At 61.4% G+C, this 16463-nt stretch carries 15 protein-coding genes; 14 read left to right on the forward strand and 1 reads right to left on the reverse strand.

Going from position 1 to position 16463, the window contains the following annotated elements:
- Positions 1 to 2 precede the first annotated feature (2 nt).
- Complete coding sequence (locus VMS96_05400) at positions 3 to 932, reverse strand: HAMP domain-containing sensor histidine kinase (protein HVP42844.1); 930 nt, start codon at positions 930 to 932, stop codon at positions 3 to 5.
- Between the two features lie 446 nt (positions 933 to 1378).
- Between VMS96_05400 and VMS96_05405 the strand changes: the two genes are divergently transcribed.
- The 14 genes from VMS96_05405 to VMS96_05470 all read left to right on the forward strand — a co-directional run.
- Positions 1379 to 1759 (forward strand): PilZ domain-containing protein, encoded by a 381-nt coding sequence (locus VMS96_05405; protein HVP42845.1) that lies wholly within the window; start codon positions 1379 to 1381, stop codon positions 1757 to 1759.
- A gap of 147 nt (positions 1760 to 1906) precedes the next feature.
- Positions 1907 to 2554: a polysaccharide biosynthesis/export family protein gene (locus VMS96_05410; GenBank protein ID HVP42846.1), complete on the forward strand. Its 648-nt coding sequence runs from the start codon at positions 1907 to 1909 to the stop codon at positions 2552 to 2554.
- Positions 2555 to 2569: 15 nt separating this feature from the next.
- Entirely contained in the window at positions 2570 to 3517 is a 948-nt protein-coding gene (locus VMS96_05415; protein ID HVP42847.1) for an AAA family ATPase, read from the forward strand.
- A gap of 251 nt (positions 3518 to 3768) precedes the next feature.
- On the forward strand, positions 3769 to 4461 hold the full coding sequence (locus VMS96_05420) for a PEP-CTERM sorting domain-containing protein (GenBank protein ID HVP42848.1): 693 nt from the start codon (positions 3769 to 3771) through the stop codon (positions 4459 to 4461).
- Positions 4462 to 4790: 329 nt separating this feature from the next.
- On the forward strand, positions 4791 to 7082 hold the full coding sequence (locus tag VMS96_05425) for a tetratricopeptide repeat protein (GenBank protein ID HVP42849.1): 2292 nt from the start codon (positions 4791 to 4793) through the stop codon (positions 7080 to 7082).
- Positions 7083 to 7415: 333 nt separating this feature from the next.
- The gene (locus VMS96_05430) at positions 7416 to 8468 is read left to right on the forward strand and encodes a sigma-54 dependent transcriptional regulator (GenBank protein HVP42850.1); all 1053 of its coding nucleotides are present in this window, start codon (positions 7416 to 7418) and stop codon (positions 8466 to 8468) included.
- A 131-nt stretch (positions 8469 to 8599) separates the two neighbouring features.
- On the forward strand, positions 8600 to 9151 hold the full coding sequence (locus VMS96_05435) for a UpxY family transcription antiterminator (protein HVP42851.1): 552 nt from the start codon (positions 8600 to 8602) through the stop codon (positions 9149 to 9151).
- Positions 9151 to 10431 (forward strand): hypothetical protein, encoded by a 1281-nt coding sequence (locus VMS96_05440; GenBank protein ID HVP42852.1) that lies wholly within the window; start codon positions 9151 to 9153, stop codon positions 10429 to 10431. The genes VMS96_05435 and VMS96_05440 overlap by 1 nt, the downstream gene beginning before the upstream one ends.
- 5 nt (positions 10432 to 10436) lie before the next feature.
- Positions 10437 to 12017: an XrtA system polysaccharide chain length determinant gene (locus tag VMS96_05445; GenBank protein HVP42853.1), complete on the forward strand. Its 1581-nt coding sequence runs from the start codon at positions 10437 to 10439 to the stop codon at positions 12015 to 12017.
- Between the two features lie 66 nt (positions 12018 to 12083).
- Complete coding sequence (locus tag VMS96_05450) at positions 12084 to 12926, forward strand: CpsD/CapB family tyrosine-protein kinase (protein HVP42854.1); 843 nt, start codon at positions 12084 to 12086, stop codon at positions 12924 to 12926.
- A gap of 249 nt (positions 12927 to 13175) precedes the next feature.
- Positions 13176 to 14333: a sugar transferase gene (locus VMS96_05455; protein HVP42855.1), complete on the forward strand. Its 1158-nt coding sequence runs from the start codon at positions 13176 to 13178 to the stop codon at positions 14331 to 14333.
- A gap of 145 nt (positions 14334 to 14478) precedes the next feature.
- Positions 14479 to 15516 carry a Gfo/Idh/MocA family oxidoreductase gene (locus tag VMS96_05460; protein HVP42856.1) on the forward strand — a complete coding sequence of 346 codons (1038 nt, stop codon included), beginning with the start codon at positions 14479 to 14481 and terminating at the stop codon, positions 15514 to 15516.
- A 30-nt stretch (positions 15517 to 15546) separates the two neighbouring features.
- Complete coding sequence (locus VMS96_05465) at positions 15547 to 16041, forward strand: acyltransferase (protein HVP42857.1); 495 nt, start codon at positions 15547 to 15549, stop codon at positions 16039 to 16041.
- Between the two features lies 1 nt (position 16042).
- Positions 16043 to 16463, forward strand: a 421-nt coding sequence (locus VMS96_05470; protein ID HVP42858.1) for a DegT/DnrJ/EryC1/StrS family aminotransferase, incomplete at its 3' end; no start/stop codon positions are given.

A 16463-nucleotide genomic window follows, 5' to 3' on the forward strand; every position in this document is an offset into this window, starting at 1 on the left:
CTCTACTCCTGTACTTCGGCTTCCCGCTTGGTGGGAATGAGAAGGCAGAACTTCGATCCCTGGCCGGGTTCGCTTTCCACCCAGATCTTGCCGCCGTGGGCGAGCACCAGACGGCGCGCGATGGCGAGCCCCAGACCCATGCCGTCGGGTTGGTGGCCGTTGGGCGCAGGGCCTTTGCTGAAATCGTCGAAGACTTCGGAATGGAACTCCGGCGCCAGGCCGGGCCCGGTGTCGGAGACGGTGATCCGCGCCGCGTTGGTGGACCACTCGGCGCGCTTGCGGCGGTCGTTGGCTACCTTCGCCGGCTTGCCGCTGCGCCGCTCCCAGTGATAGGGCTCGGCACTCAACCAAACCGTGCCCCCTGGCGGCGAGAACTTGAGCGCGTTGTCGAGCAGATTCGAGATGATGTGCTGGATCTTGAAACTATCGAAGGGGAACGGTTTCAGCCGCTCGCTGGGAAGGACGTAGAGCGCGACGTGATTGTCCTGGAAGCGCTGCAGCCAAAAGCTGCAGACCTCCTGGAGAACGGCGTTCAGATCCGCCACTTCGCACCGCAGGCGCACGTTCCCGGTCTCCAGGGCGCTGTAGGTGAGGAAGTCCTGGATGAATTGCTGCAGGCGAACCCCGTTCTCGCGCATGTCGCTGAGCACCCGGCGTTGGCGCTCGCCCAGGTCGCCGAGCTTGTCACTGAGCAGCAGTTCCATATATCCGGTCATGATCGACAGCGGGGTCTTCAGTTCATGCGCAGCCGTGGCCAGGGCCACCGCACGCCGGCGGTATTCCTCTTCCAGGCGGCCGTAGGCTTCCAGCAGATGGTTGTACTGTTCCACCGTGGGGGGCGAATCCGCCGCAGCCGGTATCCAGGGACCCTCGGCCACTATATCGGTCGCGGGCTGCCGCGATCCGACTTCGTTCTCTGCCACGTGGCGCATCTGAGGTTTTTCCGACATGATGACGACAGCGGACCTCGAAAAACGGAGGTGCTAAACCCGTGAGCACACTGTACAACGCCGCCAAACGGACACTGTGCGGCGCTCGCTTTCACACTTTCAAAACGGCACGCTACGGTTTTGGGCGAAAGAATCTAACCTAGTTGTCAGTCATGCCGGAATATAACGGGCTTACAAAGCCAGTCGGGGGGGAGTTCTAGAGTAAGCCAGGCTTCTGTGGACTGTCAAGCCGGAAGTGGTAACGGCTTGCACCAGAAAGAGAAAAATGTTGCAGCTTTGGGCCGCCGATGGGTCCGGCGGACGGGAGTCAGAACTTAACTGAAGTACCTTAAGAAACAATGACATACGGGCTCCGCACCGCCCAGACACGGTTTGGCAGCAAGAGTGCGGATTAAAATCCGATGAAACCCTAGACCGAGGAAGCGCACGTGGCACGAAAACGCGGACCGTCGGACAAGCGGCAATGGCAACGTATCCCCTTGGCAATACCGGTCTTCATTCGCGGGGTTGACCTGCAGGGTAACGAGTTTCTGGAGTTTGCCACGGCGTTGAACATCAGCGCCGGGGGCGCCCTGGTGGCTACCCGACGACAACTGCCGCGCAGCTCGAGGCTTTCGCTGGAGATCCCGGTCGCTCCCGTGCCCCGTGCCATGAGCCTGCCGAAGGCCGCCCGCAAGCTCCGGGCTACGCTGGTGCGGGTCAACATGGAGCAAGGCTTCCAGCTGTGGGGACTCAAGTTCGCCAACAACCTGGCGGCCAAGGGGCGGCGCGCGCGCCGCAGCAAGAAGAACGCCCTTTCCTACGCGTGAGGTCACTCCCCTGGACCTGCTCCGCATTCAGGCAGAAAACACCGAGGGCCATGAAATGGCTTGAGCAGGCACCTGTCCGAGTGAGACGATGTTCTCACCCGGCAAGCGACCTGTGATGCGGGATGGGGAATAAGTGTGAGCACTCTTATGAAGAAGCATTGGACGCTGAAACTGATGTTGCTGTCTGTCCTGTTGGTGACGGCGGTGGCCTTCGCCCAAGAGTCGGACAAGAAAGAGTCGGACAAGAAGAAGGCCGCACCGGCAAGCCCGGAGGCGCAGAAGACCGCGCCCGCGGCCTCGGTCGACGTCAAGACTTACAAGATCGGTCCCGGCGACTTACTGGCGATCTCGGTGTGGAAGGAACCCGAACTGTCGCAAAAGGTCCCCGTGCGCCCCGACGGGATGATCACCCTGCCCCTGGTGGGCGACCTGAAGGCGTCGGGGATGACGCCGCTGGAACTGCAATCCATCATCGAGGAGAAACTCAAGGCCTTCATCTCCAGTCCCGCGGTGACCGTCATCGTGGAGGAGGTTCGGAGCCACGTCTTCAATGTCATGGGACAGGTGCTGAGACCCGGCACTTATGGCCTGGCCGGACGGACCACGGTCCTTGACGGACTGTCGCAAGCCGGCGGGTTCAGGGATTTCGCCAAGACCAAGAAGATCTATGTCATGCGGACGATGCCGGATGGCACGGTGAAGCGACTGCCCTTCAACTACAACGAGGTAATCAAGGGGCAAAACGTAGAACAGAACGTGGAGCTGGAATCGCACGACACCATCATCGTGCCCTAGCCATTGGGATAGCGAATGTACAAGAAATTCTTCAACCTGACCAAGAACCCGTTCGAGATCAGCCCCGACCCGTACTTCTTCTATCCCACAAAGCGGCACTTGGAGGCGCTGGCGGCCCTCAGCTACGGGATCACCAGCAACAAAGGGTTCATCGTCATCACCGGCGATGTGGGCACGGGCAAGACCCTGCTGGCGCGCTACCTGCTCAGCTACCTGACCCGCAACAACATCAGCTGCGCCTACGTCTTCAATACCCGGCTCTCGGACATCGAGTTCCTGAAATACATCATGGCGGATTGGGGGTTGCCCTTCGGCAACGGCAAGGCGGATGCCTTGCTGAAGTTGAACGAGCACCTCATCGCGCGCTTCAAACGCGGTCTGTCCACGGTGCTGATCGTGGACGAGGCCCAGGATTTGAGCTGGGAGGTGATGGAAGAGATCCGGCTGCTGACCAACCTGGAGACCCATCAGCAGAAGCTGCTGCAGATCGTGCTCGTCGGCCAGGAGGAGCTGGAGACGATGCTCGATTCCGTGAACCTGCGGCAGCTGAAGCAACGGATCGCACTGCGCTGCCGCCTGCAGCCGCTTACCCTGGAAGAAGCCCGCGACTATATCCTGCAGCGACTGACGCGAGCCGGGGCGACCAAGAGCGCCGCCCAGAGCCTTTTCCCGGAGCCGGTGATGGCCGCGATCTATCGCAACGCCCGTGGCATTCCCCGGCTGATCAACACCATCTGCGAGAACGCGCTGATCACCGCCTTCGCCGGCCAGACGCGCACCGTCACCGAAGGCATGGTCGAGGAAGTGGCGACTGATTTCAATCTCAACGCCAATCCCATGGCGTCACCGCAAGTTCCCACCGACCTGCTCGCCGACCAGGATGCGATCACCCGCTTGATCAAGCTGTTCCGGTCGATGGACGTGGACCAACTGCCCGGCGGGAAGAAGTTCCGGCCGCAGTAGATGGTGCACCCGGACCGCTCACCAGGGTCCGTCCCAAATTGAGACACGTTGAAGTGAGGAATGTGTTTCCCCTGGTGTGCAGCCAATTGCAATGCCCACTGCTGATTAGCGCTTCCCCGGCAACCTAAGTTATTGATTTCACTGGGCGTGGATGGTGGGCCAGTGGATAGCTTTGGCATTCCACTTGCCCTAAGAGTCTTCCGGAGACTGCAGCTAGTCCCTGTCAATACAAAAGAGGAAGAGGTTAAGAGATGAAAACGAGACTGCTTTCTGTACTTGCCCTGGCGGCAGTGGTCATGGTTTTGTCCGCCGGTGCAAGCGCCGACACAACCCCCGGTCTGCTGATTTACGACTGGGGTACCGGCAGCTTCCTGTACATCACGGATGGCGGAGTAAACGACTCGGACGGTCCGGGGAACGGTTCCATCACGTTCGTCGGTTCCATCGGCAACTTCGTCCTGACCGTGGACGTCGGGCAAGCATCGCCCCCGCTGTCTGCCAACAGCGCGGACCTGAGCTTCTCCGTCACCAACACCAGCAAGGTCGCGGACACGCTCGCGATCGTGTTCTCGACCGCGGGCTACACGACCAGCGGCCTTTCCAACAACTCCATCGGTGGGACCCAGCAGGGGACGTTGCAATGGGGCCTCTGGCAAGATAACAGCAACACCGGTTGCCTGTCGGACACCACTTGTCCAGGCTTCAACCTGTTCCAGCACGACCTGAGCGGCAGTCCGTACAGCGACACCGCGGATGTGACGGTGGGCAATGGCGGCGATCCCTATGCCCTGGAACAGTCCGTCTGGGTTCATTTGGACGGCACCACTGGTCACAACGTCACGACCGGCGATTATTTCCTGCACGTGCCCGAGCCGGCCAGCTTCTCGCTGCTGGCGTTCGGGTTGATCGGCCTGAACGGACTTCGCAAGAAGTTCCTGGCCTAAACCAATCAGCCGCAGCGCTCACCGGGCGCTGCGCTCGGACAAAGCCGCTGACGCCTTTCCTCCAGGCGTTGGAGCCAGGGCTAGGTTCGGGAGGGGTTTGGCTGCAAGAGTCTCAACAGCCGCTCGCAAGAGCGGCTGTTCCCTTTTCCGGCCGCTCGCACAACCTGCTCTGGGCCCCGGACAGCGAGAGCCTCTTGCTTTATACTGCGGGCAGCGAAGTTCGGATTGAGTTCCGTTGGCCATGAAATTGCTGTATTGTGCTCACTGTTCGTGGTGCGCGTGGGTTGAGCTTCTTAGTCTTCAGTCTTGCGCGGAGGACGTTCGTCGTGATGCGTGACCGCAATCGCTCTATTGCATCGATCCTGGCCTTTTCCCTCCTCTTCATGCTGCTGGTGGGGTGTTCCCGCGATCCCAATGTCCGCAAGCAGAAGTACCTCGAGCGGGGCAACGCCTATCTGAAGGAGAAGAAATACAGAGAGGCCGGGATCCAGTTCGCAAACGCCATCAAACTGGACGCCTCCTTCGCGCCGGCGCACTACGGGATGGCTCAGGTGTACCTGGCCTCGGGGGCGTGGAGCGCCGCGTACAGCGAACTGCGACGCACGGTCGAGATCGACCCCGGCGATACAAAGGCCCAGCTGGACCTGGGAAACCTGCTGGCTGCCGCTCGTAAGCGGCCCGAAGCGCGCGAACGCGCTGAGCTGGTGATCAAGAAAGACCCTCTGAATGCGGGGGCGTACGCCCTCCTGGGGAGGATCTCGGCGGCGGAGGACAAACCCGACGAGGCCCTCGCCAATCTGCAGAAGGCCGTCGAGTTGGCTCCGCGGACCCCCGCTCTGTATGTGCAGCTGGCCGGCGTGCAGTGGACGGCGAAGAAGGCGGCGGAATCGGAAGCCACCCTGAAGAAGGCCATCGGGATCGATCCCAAGTTCCTGCCCGCGCACGTCGCCTTGGGCAACCTCTACCAGCGGCAGGAGCGGTTCTCGGAAGCGGAACAGCAGTTCCGGAGCGGGATCGAGGGGGCGCCGGAGGCGCTGCAGGCGCGGGTCCGGCTGGCCCAGTTCTACTTGGCGCGCAAGGACAAGGGCCAAGCCGAGCAGGTGATGATCGAGGCCAAGAAGGCGCTGAAAGACGAACCGGCCGCCTATCGCTCGCTGGGCGAGTTTTACATGGGCATCGGCGAGAAGGACAAGGCCATGGCGGAGTTCGCTTCCGTGATGCGCGACCATCCCAAGGACACCGCGTTCAAGAAATCCTACATCGAGCTGCTGCTGGCCGACGGGCGCACGGCGGATGCAAGCAAGCTCACGGACGAGATACTGGCGGACAATCCGCAGGATGTCGAAGGATTGATCTACCGCGCCAACACCCTTCTGGTGGCCGGCAAGGCAGAGGAGGCGATCCGGAACCTGGAAGACGTCCTGAAACGCGAGCCCCAGAACGCGTTCGCCCACCATGTCATGGGAGTCGCGCTGCAGGTGAGCGGAGACTCCTCGCGTGCGGAAAAAGAGTTCCGCGAGGCGGTGCGGCTGCGTCCCGAACACGTGCCGGCACAGCGGGCCCTGGCGACAATCGCCATCCGGAAGGGCGACATGGAGACGCTGGCCAGCGCCGCCGAAGCCATCATTGGCCGCGAACCGTCGGCCCCCGACGGCTACGTCGATCGCGCGATCGTCGAATTGGCGAACAAGCAGAGCGACAAGGCCGAGCACGATCTGCAGACCGCCATTCAAGTGGCTCCCACGAACCCCCTCGGTTACGTCAAACTGGGCGAGTTCCGCTTCGCGCAGAAGAAGTACAGCGAAGGGGAGAAGCTGCTGGAACAGGCATTGGAGCGGAACCCGAACGCCATCGAAGCGTTACAGGCGCTGGCCGCCTTTTACCTCAGTCAGAAGCAGCCGGACAAGGCGCTGGCGCGGGTCCGCCAGGCGATCGAGAAGGCGCCCAACAACAGCTATTACTACCTGACCCTCGGCCGTTTGCAGGCCAGCACCAGGGACTATGCCGGGGCCCAGGAGTCTCTGAAGAAGGCGGCCGCGATGGATCCCAAGAACCCGGACGCCATGATGGCGCTGGGGCAGGTGCAAGTCGCGGCCGGGTCGCCGGACCAGGCCGCCGCCACCTGGAAGTCGTTGCTGCAGAAGAATCCCAAGGATGTCCGCGCCTACTTCATGCTCGGCACTCTGCAAGAATCCCGCAAGGATCTCGCGGGCGCCGAGGAGCTGTACCAAAAGGCTCTGGCCATCGACCCCAACTATGCGCCCGTGGCCAATAACCTGGCTTACCTGCTGGTCAAGCGAGGCGGGAATCTGGACGTCGCGCTGTCCCTCGCCCAGGTGGCGCGTCGGGCCATGCCCGACTCGCCCAACGTCGCCGACACTCTCGGCCTGATCTATTTGAAGAAGGGCGTCTACAGCTCGGCAATCGACCTGCTCGAAGAAGCAGTGAAGAAGACACCCAACAGCCCCGAGATCCAGTGCCACCTGGGGTTGGCGTATCAGAAGACGAATAACGCGCCGCGGGCGAAGGAACACTTGCAAAAGGCTCTGCAGCTGGGCCTGAAATCCCCCTCCCTGGAAGAAGCCCGCAAAGCGCTCTCTGAGCTTGGTGTCAAGGGCTAGATTCAAAGCCGTGGTCCCGCTGGCCGGATCCAGCCCGACCGCCCTTGCCTAGGCCTTTCTCATCCTGAGACGAAGCCACAGTACCCAGGGGTCTGAGGAAACTCGTTTCCTCTATGTGAAAAAGTTTTCTCACTTGAGTGCTCAAAGATGTTCCAGTCGGGCCAGCTTTCCCCTAGGGCGACGACCCTGGGGCCATCCTGAGAAGTTTTATAACTTATTGAAAATAAATAGTAATCTTCGCTAGATTACCAAGGTTTCTGCACCTTGGACGGGATTTGGTGGCTAGCGTGCGACATGTGCAACATAATTTCGATTTTGAGCGAGATTTTGCAGATGTCCACAATTGCCTCAAATCTGGCGTCGATAAGTCAGCGGCCTCTGCCCCCAGAGTCTGTGATCTTTGGGTGTTCCGAGCCCATGCAGGCCTTGCGGGCTAGCGTGGAAAAAGTGGCTGCGGCCAACGTGCCCATGCTCATCGAGGGCGAGAGTGGGACGGGGAAAGACATCATCGCGCGCCTCGTGCACTGCAAGTCCCCATGGCAATCGGGACCGTTTGTAAAAGTGAGCTGTGCGGCAATCCCTGGCAGCCTCCTGGAGAGTGAGTTGTTCGGGTACGAGAAGGGGGGTTTCACGGGCGCCTTCGAGTCCAAGCCCGGCAGGGTAGAGCTGGCGCACCGGGGAACCCTGTTCCTGGATGAGGTCTCCGAGCTGGAGTTCACGCTACAGTCCAAGCTGCTGCAGCTGCTGCAGGACGGACAGTTCTGCCGCATTGGGGCCCAGGAAGACACCCAGATCGAGGTCCGAGTGGTGTGCGCGACCAACCTGCGGCTGGAAGAAGAAGTGGGCAAGGGCCGTTTCCGCCCCGATCTGCTCTATCGCATCAATGTCATCTGCCTGCACATGCCGGCGCTCCGGCAGCGCAGTGCCGACATTCCCATCCTGATCGACTACTTCATCGATACCTTCAACGCCAAGTACAACCGGCGCGCCAAGCCGATCTCGAGCCAGACCCTGGACATGCTCATGGGTTACGCGTGGCCGGGGAATGTTCGCCAGTTAGAGAACCTGATGAAGCGGTACGTCATCCTCGAGTCGGGAGATGCGATCTGGCGGGAGATTGACGCCTCGCCGGAGGCAACCGCTGCCGCCAACCTGCCGGAGATCGCGGCCGACCGCCCGATCTCCCTGAAAGAGATCACGCGCACGGCGGTCCGGGACCTGGAACGCAAGGTGATCCTGAAGACCCTGGAAGCCAACCATTGGAATCGCAAGCGGGCGGCCAGGATGTTGAGCATCAGTTATCGGGCATTGCTCTACAAGTTGAAGGGCAACGGAGTGGCCTCGGCGCGAGATCGGGCCAGAATGCTCGAAAGCGGAAAGGACTGACCCGCCGTATGCCCGGCGTTACGCGATGAGAGGGCATGCGGCGGAGCGCGTTAGCCGCCACGAAACGTGGCGCAAGAGTGTACCCGGCAGTTCCGGGGTCACTGGGTTGATGTGACTCAGAGGGCGAAGCTATGAGTAGTGCGGTCCAACTGGTATCGGCCATCCCGCAGAGCGGTCCGCTGGCGGAACCACCGCAGTGGTACGCGATCCGGACACGCTCCCGGTTTGAGAAGAAGGTGGCAGCGGAACTCGAGCATCGCGGGATCGAGAGCTTCTTGCCGGTCCAGCAGCAGGTCCGCAAGTGGAGCGACCGCCGGAAACTGGTCAGCTTCCCCTTGTTCCCGGGCTATGCCTTCGTGCGCATCGCGCCCGTGCCCCGGATGCGGGTGTTGGTGGCGAGCGTCCCCGGGGTGGTCAGCTTCGTGGGCACCCATCATAGGCCGATGGCGATCCCGGCCGGCGAGATCGAGCACATTCAGACCCTGGTCCTGAATAACATCCAGGTTACGGGGGAGCCGTTCCCGAGGATCGGCCAGAGGGTACGCATTTCGGGAGGCGTCCTGGACGGCCTGGAAGGCGTTCTGGTAGGCACGCGGGGTGAACGGCGCTTCGTGGTCTCCGTGTGTACCATCGAGCGCTCGATCTCCTTCTGTATCGAAGGTTATGAACTGGAGGCAATCTGATGGCTGCATCCAGATACGCAATCGCGATGCTCATGACCCTGGCGCTGGTCCCGGCAGCCTGGTCTCAGTCTGCGGTTCCGTCGCCGTTGAATGGAAACCGGGAAACGCCCCGTCTCAGCGGCGACACCGAGCTGAACAACCTTCTGTCGGTCGACCTGGGGATCTCGAGCCACTTTGACGACAACGCCCTCAACGATAATCAGCACAAGGTCTCGAACTTCATCTACCAGTTTGCGCCGCGCGTCTCCTGGGACGTGTCGCGGGCCCATTGGAGCTTCTCCGCCGATTCGCTGACCACGATCTCGTACAGCTACAACCTTCCTCAGTACGGGCGCTTCGGCGAGAACCTCATCGTGGGCTTCGATTTTCGACCGGTCCGGAGGCTGGACTTCCGGTTGCGAAACAGCTTCAACCGGAGTTCGGACCCGTTCACCCGGTATCCCGGCTCCAACGTCCCGGATTTCGAAAACCCGCCGAACCAGTCGATCTTAGGTCCGCCGGCGACGAGGACGTCGGACCAGGTGGGAATGGACGTCACGTATCAACTCGGACCACACACCAACCTGGGGGCGAGCGGGAGTTTCGCCCTGGTCAACTACGAATCTTCCACCGTGACCCCCAGCTTTGTTCAACCGGACACCTATAGCGTGAGCGGGCGGGCGTTCGTCACTCATCAGTTCTCACCGCGGCACACCAGCAGCCTGGCGTACGACATCCAGAGGTTTACCTTCAGTACCAGCCTGGGTACGACCACCCATTCGATCGCGTACTACCACACCGTCACGCTGACTCCCAGCATGTCGCTCTCGGTGTGGGGCGGGCCCGAGTATGTGCGCACCAGCGCGGGATTCCTGCCCCAACCCATCCAGGGCTCGTGGTCCTGGACGGCTGGGGCGCAGTACGGTTGGACCCACAACCGCACCGGGGTGACCGCGAGCGTGGTCCGTCAGGTCAGCGATGGCGGCGGGCTGGGATATGCGGTCCAACTGGTGAGCGCCAATGTTGGCTTGCGGCAGCGGTTGAGCCGACGCTGGGTCGCAAGTGCTTATGTGAATTACAACGTCAATCACTCGGTCAGCGGATTCGGCAATTTCGGTACGCGTTATTTCTCGGGGAATGCCAGCGTCACACGCACATTCACTCCGCATCTGGGGCTGACGGTCGAATACTGGCGCGCCCGCCAAGGGAGGTCCACGGGGCTCGGATTGCTGGTCCCCAGCGACCACAATCGGGCGGCGGTCACGCTTCACTACACATTCTCGCGATCGATTGGGAGCTAAAGCACGTGGATAACTTCAAGGAAACACAAGGCGTCGAAGTAGAACAGTATTGGGCCATCCTGCGCCGTCGCCGGTGGTGGTTGATCGTGCCGGTCGTGGCCACCTGGGCTGCGCTGATGGGGGCCAGCTGGTTCTTCCCCGAGAAATACCGCTCGGAAACCGTGATCCTGGTAGAGCAGCAGAAAGTGCCGGTGCAGTTCGTCACGCCCAACGTGAGCCTGGACATCCAGCGCCGCCTGCAGACCATGAGCGAGCAGATCCTGAGCCGGACCCGTCTGCAGCACATCATCGAGACCTTCCAACTGTATCCCCGGGAACGCAAGCACATGTCAATGGACGCTGTGATCGAGATGATGCGCAAGGACATCGACATCGATCTGGTCAAGAGCCCGGGGAAGACCGACGTGCTCACCGGGTTCAAGATCGCGTACTCCGGCCCCACCGCAGCCATCGCGCAGCGTGTGACCGGCGAGTTGACGTCACTTTTCATTGAAGAAAACCTCAAGAATCGCGCGCAACTCTCGGAAGACACTACTGCCTTCCTGCAGACCCAGCTGACGGACGCGGGCAAGGACCTGGCGGAGCAGGAACAGCGGATGCGGGAGTTCAAGAACAAGTACCTGGGTGAGCTGCCGGAGCAGTTGCAGAGCAACCTGCAGATCCTGGCGGGATTGCAGAGCCGCTTGGCGTCGGCCACCGAGAGCCTGCACCACGCGGAGCAGCAAAAACTGTACCTGGAATCGCTGCGGGGCCAGTACCGGTCGCTGGGAGGCGAAGGCGCAAACCTGCCGGCGCTCGACCAGCAACTGGACAAGCTCAAAGAGCAATTGACCCAGTTGAGCGCAAAATACACGCCCAAGCATCCGGACGTGGTGAGGATCCAGGAAGAGATCGCGAAGACGGAGCAGCTGAAGAAGGACCTGCAGGCGGACGCGAAATCCGGCAAGGAGCGGCCGTCCGACCTGGCCGACGTCAGCCTGTCGCCTGACGCGGACCCGAAAAAGGTGCGTCCGTTCATGCAGATCGAAAGCCAGTTGAAGGCGACCGAACTGGACGTCACGAATCGCAGGAGGGAGATCGCTGGTCTCCAGGCCCAGATCGAAAGCTACCAGGGGCGGCTGAACCTGACCCCGGTTCGGGAGCAGGAGCTGGGTGATGTCATCCGCAACTACCAGAGGTCGCGTGAGAACTACGATTCGCTGTTGGCCAAACAGCAGCAATCGGCGCTGGCCACCAACCTGGAGAGGCGGCAACAGGGGGAAAACTTCCGTGTCATCGATCCCCCGAGCCTGCCGGAGAAGCCTTACTCGCCCGACCGCTTCAAGCTCAGCTTGGCGGGGATTGGGGCAGGATTTGCCATTGCCTTTGTTCTCCTGGTGGTAATGGAGTTCGTGAATCCGCGGATCGACCGCGAGGGGCAGTTGAAGGAGCTGGTGGCGGCCCCTGTGCTGACCACGGTCCCAGGCCTGTGGACCGCGGCCGAAGAATCGGCGAAGCGCAGGTGGGGGATCCTCCAGGTGGCAGCGGCAACGCTGTGCTTCATCTTCATCGCTTCGGCCACAGTGCTGGTGTACTACTTCGGTTGAGGGCCCCTGGGAGCACGCAGAACCAACGTATGAAAGCCTGCAGTTCGAGGCGGAGAGTATTCGAACATGAGCAAGATTTTTGAAGCGCTACAGAAGTCCCAATCACAGGGAGACCGGACGACGGCCATCCCGGAGATGGCGGCGGAAGCGGTGAGTCCTCTCGCGGCACCGGCGGCTGATCTCTCGGCACTGGACCAATGTGCGATTTTGTCCGTCATCGATACCCCGAAGTCGCGGCTGGTGTCACTGAGTGATGAACGCAGCCTCGGGGCCGAGAAGATGCGCGTCTTGAGCACCCGGCTGCGACATCTGCGTCACCCCCGGCGCTTCACCAAGTTGCTGATCTCCAGCTGCATGAAGGGCGAAGGCAAGAGTGTGGTTTCCGCTAACCTGGCGATCACCCTCGCCAAGAACGCCAGCCAGCGGACCTTGCTGGTGGATGGCGACCTTCGCCAGCCTGGGCTGAGCCGCATGTTCGGCAGCGAGAAGCTGCCGGGCATCGCGGATTGGTATCGTGACCAGGTCCCCATCCATCAGTTTCTCCGGCGATCCCAGGATTTTCCTCTCTGGTTCCTGCCCGCCGGCAAGGTTCCCGGCCAGCCCCTGGAGGTCCTGCAGTCGGACCGGTTGGCGCAGCTCATGACCGAATTGGGCGAGGTGTTTGAATGGGTGATCGTCGATTCGCCGCCGCTGTCTCCGCTGGCCGATTCCACCATCTGGGCCGCACTGACTGAAGCCACCGTGCTGGTGGTCCGCGAGGGACAGACTCCGACCAAGCTGTTACGGAACGTGCTGGATTCGTTCCAGAAGGACCGGTTGGTCGGCGTCGTGGTCAACGAGTCGAAGAGCGCTGAACGCAAGTACTACGACTTGTACTATCGCAAGAGTCGCAACGGAGACCATCCGTAGACGGCCGGTGGTAGTAGTTTTCAACCATAGTGCAAGAGTTTGCACATCGCATTCCCGGTGCCACTCGAGGGCTCGAATTACGATGGTAACGGATTGCACTAGGTCGGTGTAAGGGTTCTAGTCTTCAAGCAGTTAGGGACCGCTGGGAGTTCTTGCCTCTGCCCCCGGCGATTCCATCTGGAAGTTGGATTGCTCTTTCGTGAGTGGCAGGTTGGGACATTGAGCATGGAAGGGGAACGCAGACCCGCGATGGCATCGACGCTGACCTCAAGACCCAGTGGAGCACCCTACAACGGCCTGATCCGCAACGTCGAGCGCATGCTGTCGGCGACCGGGACCCACACCCTCATCGGAGAGGAAATCTTCCTGGCCATGCTGTCCCAGGAGCGCAAGAGGTCGGAGCGCTCGGCGAAGCAATTTGTGTTGCTCTTGCTGGATGGGGCACAGGCGTTCGCCGCGGGAGCTGGGGAAGAGATCACCCAGCAGGCGGTGGCCTCGCTCTCCACTTGTATCCGTGAGACCGACATCGTGGGCTGGTACGAAGAAGGGTCGGTGATCGGGGTCATCTTCACCGAGATGGGCACCGCCAACGAAGGCGCGATCAAGATCATCCTGAACCGCGTGACCTCGGCCCTGCGGAACAACCTGAGCGTCCGTGACATCAATGCCATCTCGATCTCGTGTCACCTGTATCCCGAGCAATCGGAGAAACACCGTCCGCAGAAGGTACGGCTGTTCTACCACGATGAGCATGTGGGCGCCGGTTCACGTACCGGCGCGCAGGTGATGAAGCGGGCCCTGGACATCGTCGGCAGCGCGACCGCGATCCTGATGCTCTCGCCCGTGTTCCTGGTGATCGCGGCTCTCATCAAGCTCACGTCGAAGGGGCCGGTCCTCTTCCGCCAGAACCGGGTCGGGCAGTACGGAGCGCCGTTCACGTTCCTGAAGTTCCGCTCCATGTACCTGAACAGCGACTCCAAGATCCACCAGGAGTATGTGACCAGCTTCATCTCGGGTAAAGGCAAGCGGCACGCCTCGAAGGATGGCGGCATCTATAAGATCACGAACGATCCGCGGGTCACTCCGCTCGGCCGGTTCATCCGCCGCACCAGCCTGGACGAGTTGCCCCAGTTCTTCAACGTTCTGCGGGGTGACATGTCGCTGGTGGGCCCGCGGCCTCCGGTGCCCTACGAATTCGAAGCCTACGACGTGTGGCACCGTAAACGGGTCTTCGAAGTGAAGCCGGGCATCACCGGTCTGTGGCAGATCAAGGGGCGCAGCCGGACCAACTTCGACGATATGGTCCGCCTGGACCTGCAGTATGCGAGGAACTGGTCCATCTGGATGGACATCAAGATCCTGCTGCAAACCCCAGGCGCCGTGTTCTCCGGCGACGGCGCTTGCTGAGTGACTTTCGTACCTGCTTACGGGTTCTCCCCCGACTTATAATCTGTGCCGCAGTTGGCTGTGCTCTCTCGCTCGCGTTTTCATCGAACGGAAATGACCTTCGGCGTAGCCTGGGCTGCGCCACGGAACGTATAGGGAACTCATCATGCTACGAGTAGGAGTGATCGGATACGGCTACTGGGGGCCGAACATCGTCCGCAATTTCCGCGGCCTGGAGGGCTCCCAGGTGGAGCTGGTTTGCGACCAGCGCGAAGAATCGCTGAAGAAGGCGAAGCACGCGTTTCCGGAAATCAAGGTCTGCAGCGACGCTTCCGAGGTCATCAACTCCCGCACCGTCGACGCCGTGGCCATCGTGACTCCGGTGTGGACGCACTACGAGCTGACCAGGGCGGCGCTGGAAAACGGCAAGCACGTCTTCGTCGAGAAACCGTTCACCGCCACCGTGGCCCAGGCCGAGGAACTGGTCGAGTTGGCGGAGCGCAAGCACCTGACCATCATGGTGGACCACACCTTCCTGTTCACCGGGGCGGTACGCAAGATCCGGGAACTGATCGACAAGGGCACCCTGGGCGACCTCTACTATTACGACTCGATGCGCGTGAACCTGGGCCTCTTCCAGCATGACGTGAACGTGGTCTGGGACCTGGCGCCGCACGACCTCTCCATCATGGACTACCTGATCACGGAGAAGGCCGAGGCGGTGGTCGCCACCGGGCAGGCCCACCTCAACGGGCACGAGGACATCGCTTTCCTCACCATCTATTTCCCCGGCAAGGTGATTGCCCACATCAACGTCAACTGGCTCTCGCCGGTGAAGGTGCGCACCACCCTGATCGGCGGCGAGAAGAAGATGCTGGTGTGGAACGACCTGGAAGCCGACGAGAAGATCAAGATCTACGACAAGGGCGTCGACATCAAGACCCAGGAGAACGTCTACCAGCTGTTGGTGAGCTACCGCTCGGGTGACATGTGGTCACCGCAGGTCGAGCAGGTCGAAGCGCTGAAGCTCGAGCTGGCCCACTTCGTGGACTGCGTCACCAACCGCAAGACTCCCATCAACGACGGCCTGGCGGGCCTGCGGGTGGTGAACATGCTGGAAGCCGCCCAGACCTCGATCAGCAACCGGGGCAAACTGGTCTATGTGCACGACACCCCGAAGGCGGCTACCGCCATCGTGCGGTAGGCTAGTCTGAACATTCGAGGGTTCCCGGATATGAATGAATATGTTTGCATCGCTCCCGACGTGAAGCTCGGGAAAGGCGTCAAGCTGGCAAAATTCATCAATCTGTATGGCTGCGAAGTGGGCGACGACACCAAGATCGGCGCCTTCGTCGAAGTGCAGAAGAACGCCAAGATCGGCAACCGCTGCAAGATCTCCAGCCATACCTTCATCTGCGAGGGGGTCACTATCGAGGACGAAGTATTCATCGGCCATGGCGTGACCTTCATCAACGATTCTTACCCGCGGGCCACCACGGAGTCGGGTGGCCTGCAGACCGAGGCGGACTGGAAGGTAGAACGCACGCTGATCAAGCGGCGCGCTTCCATCGGCTCGGGCTCGACCATTCTTTCCAACATCACGGTCGGAGAAGGCGCCATCGTGGGCGCCGGCAGCGTGGTCACTAAGGACGTCCCCGCTGACACCGTCGTCGCCGGCAACCCGGCGCGGATCCTCCGCTCGCTGAAGGAGGCGGCTTCGTCGAAATAATATGGCCCAGAACATCCCTTTCCTTGATCTGGTCACTCCCCACAAGCAATTGGAAGAGGAGCTGGTGGCGGCATTCCGCGAGGCGCTGCACACCGCTGGCTTCGTGGGCGGCGCGGCGGTCAGCGGGTTCGAGAACGAATTTGCCCGCTTCTGCGACACCCGGCACTCGGTGGCCGTCAACAGCGGCACCGATGCGCTGCGGTTTGCGCTGGCGGCGGTCGGCGTGAAGCCGGGCGAGGTCGTAGTGACGGTGCCGAACACTTTCATCGCGACCACCGAAGCCATCTCCCAGGTCGGGGCGCTGCCGGAATTCGTGGATGTGGACGAGGCCACCTACACGATGTCGCCCAAGCGCTTGCGCGAATACCTGGAGCAGGGCTGCACCCGGGATTCTGCCGGGCATCCGGTGAGCAAGCGCAGCG

It is taken from the genome of Terriglobales bacterium, assembly GCA_035543055.1.
In the GTDB taxonomy this organism is placed as follows: Bacteria; Acidobacteriota; Terriglobia; order Terriglobales; family Acidobacteriaceae; genus JAIQFD01.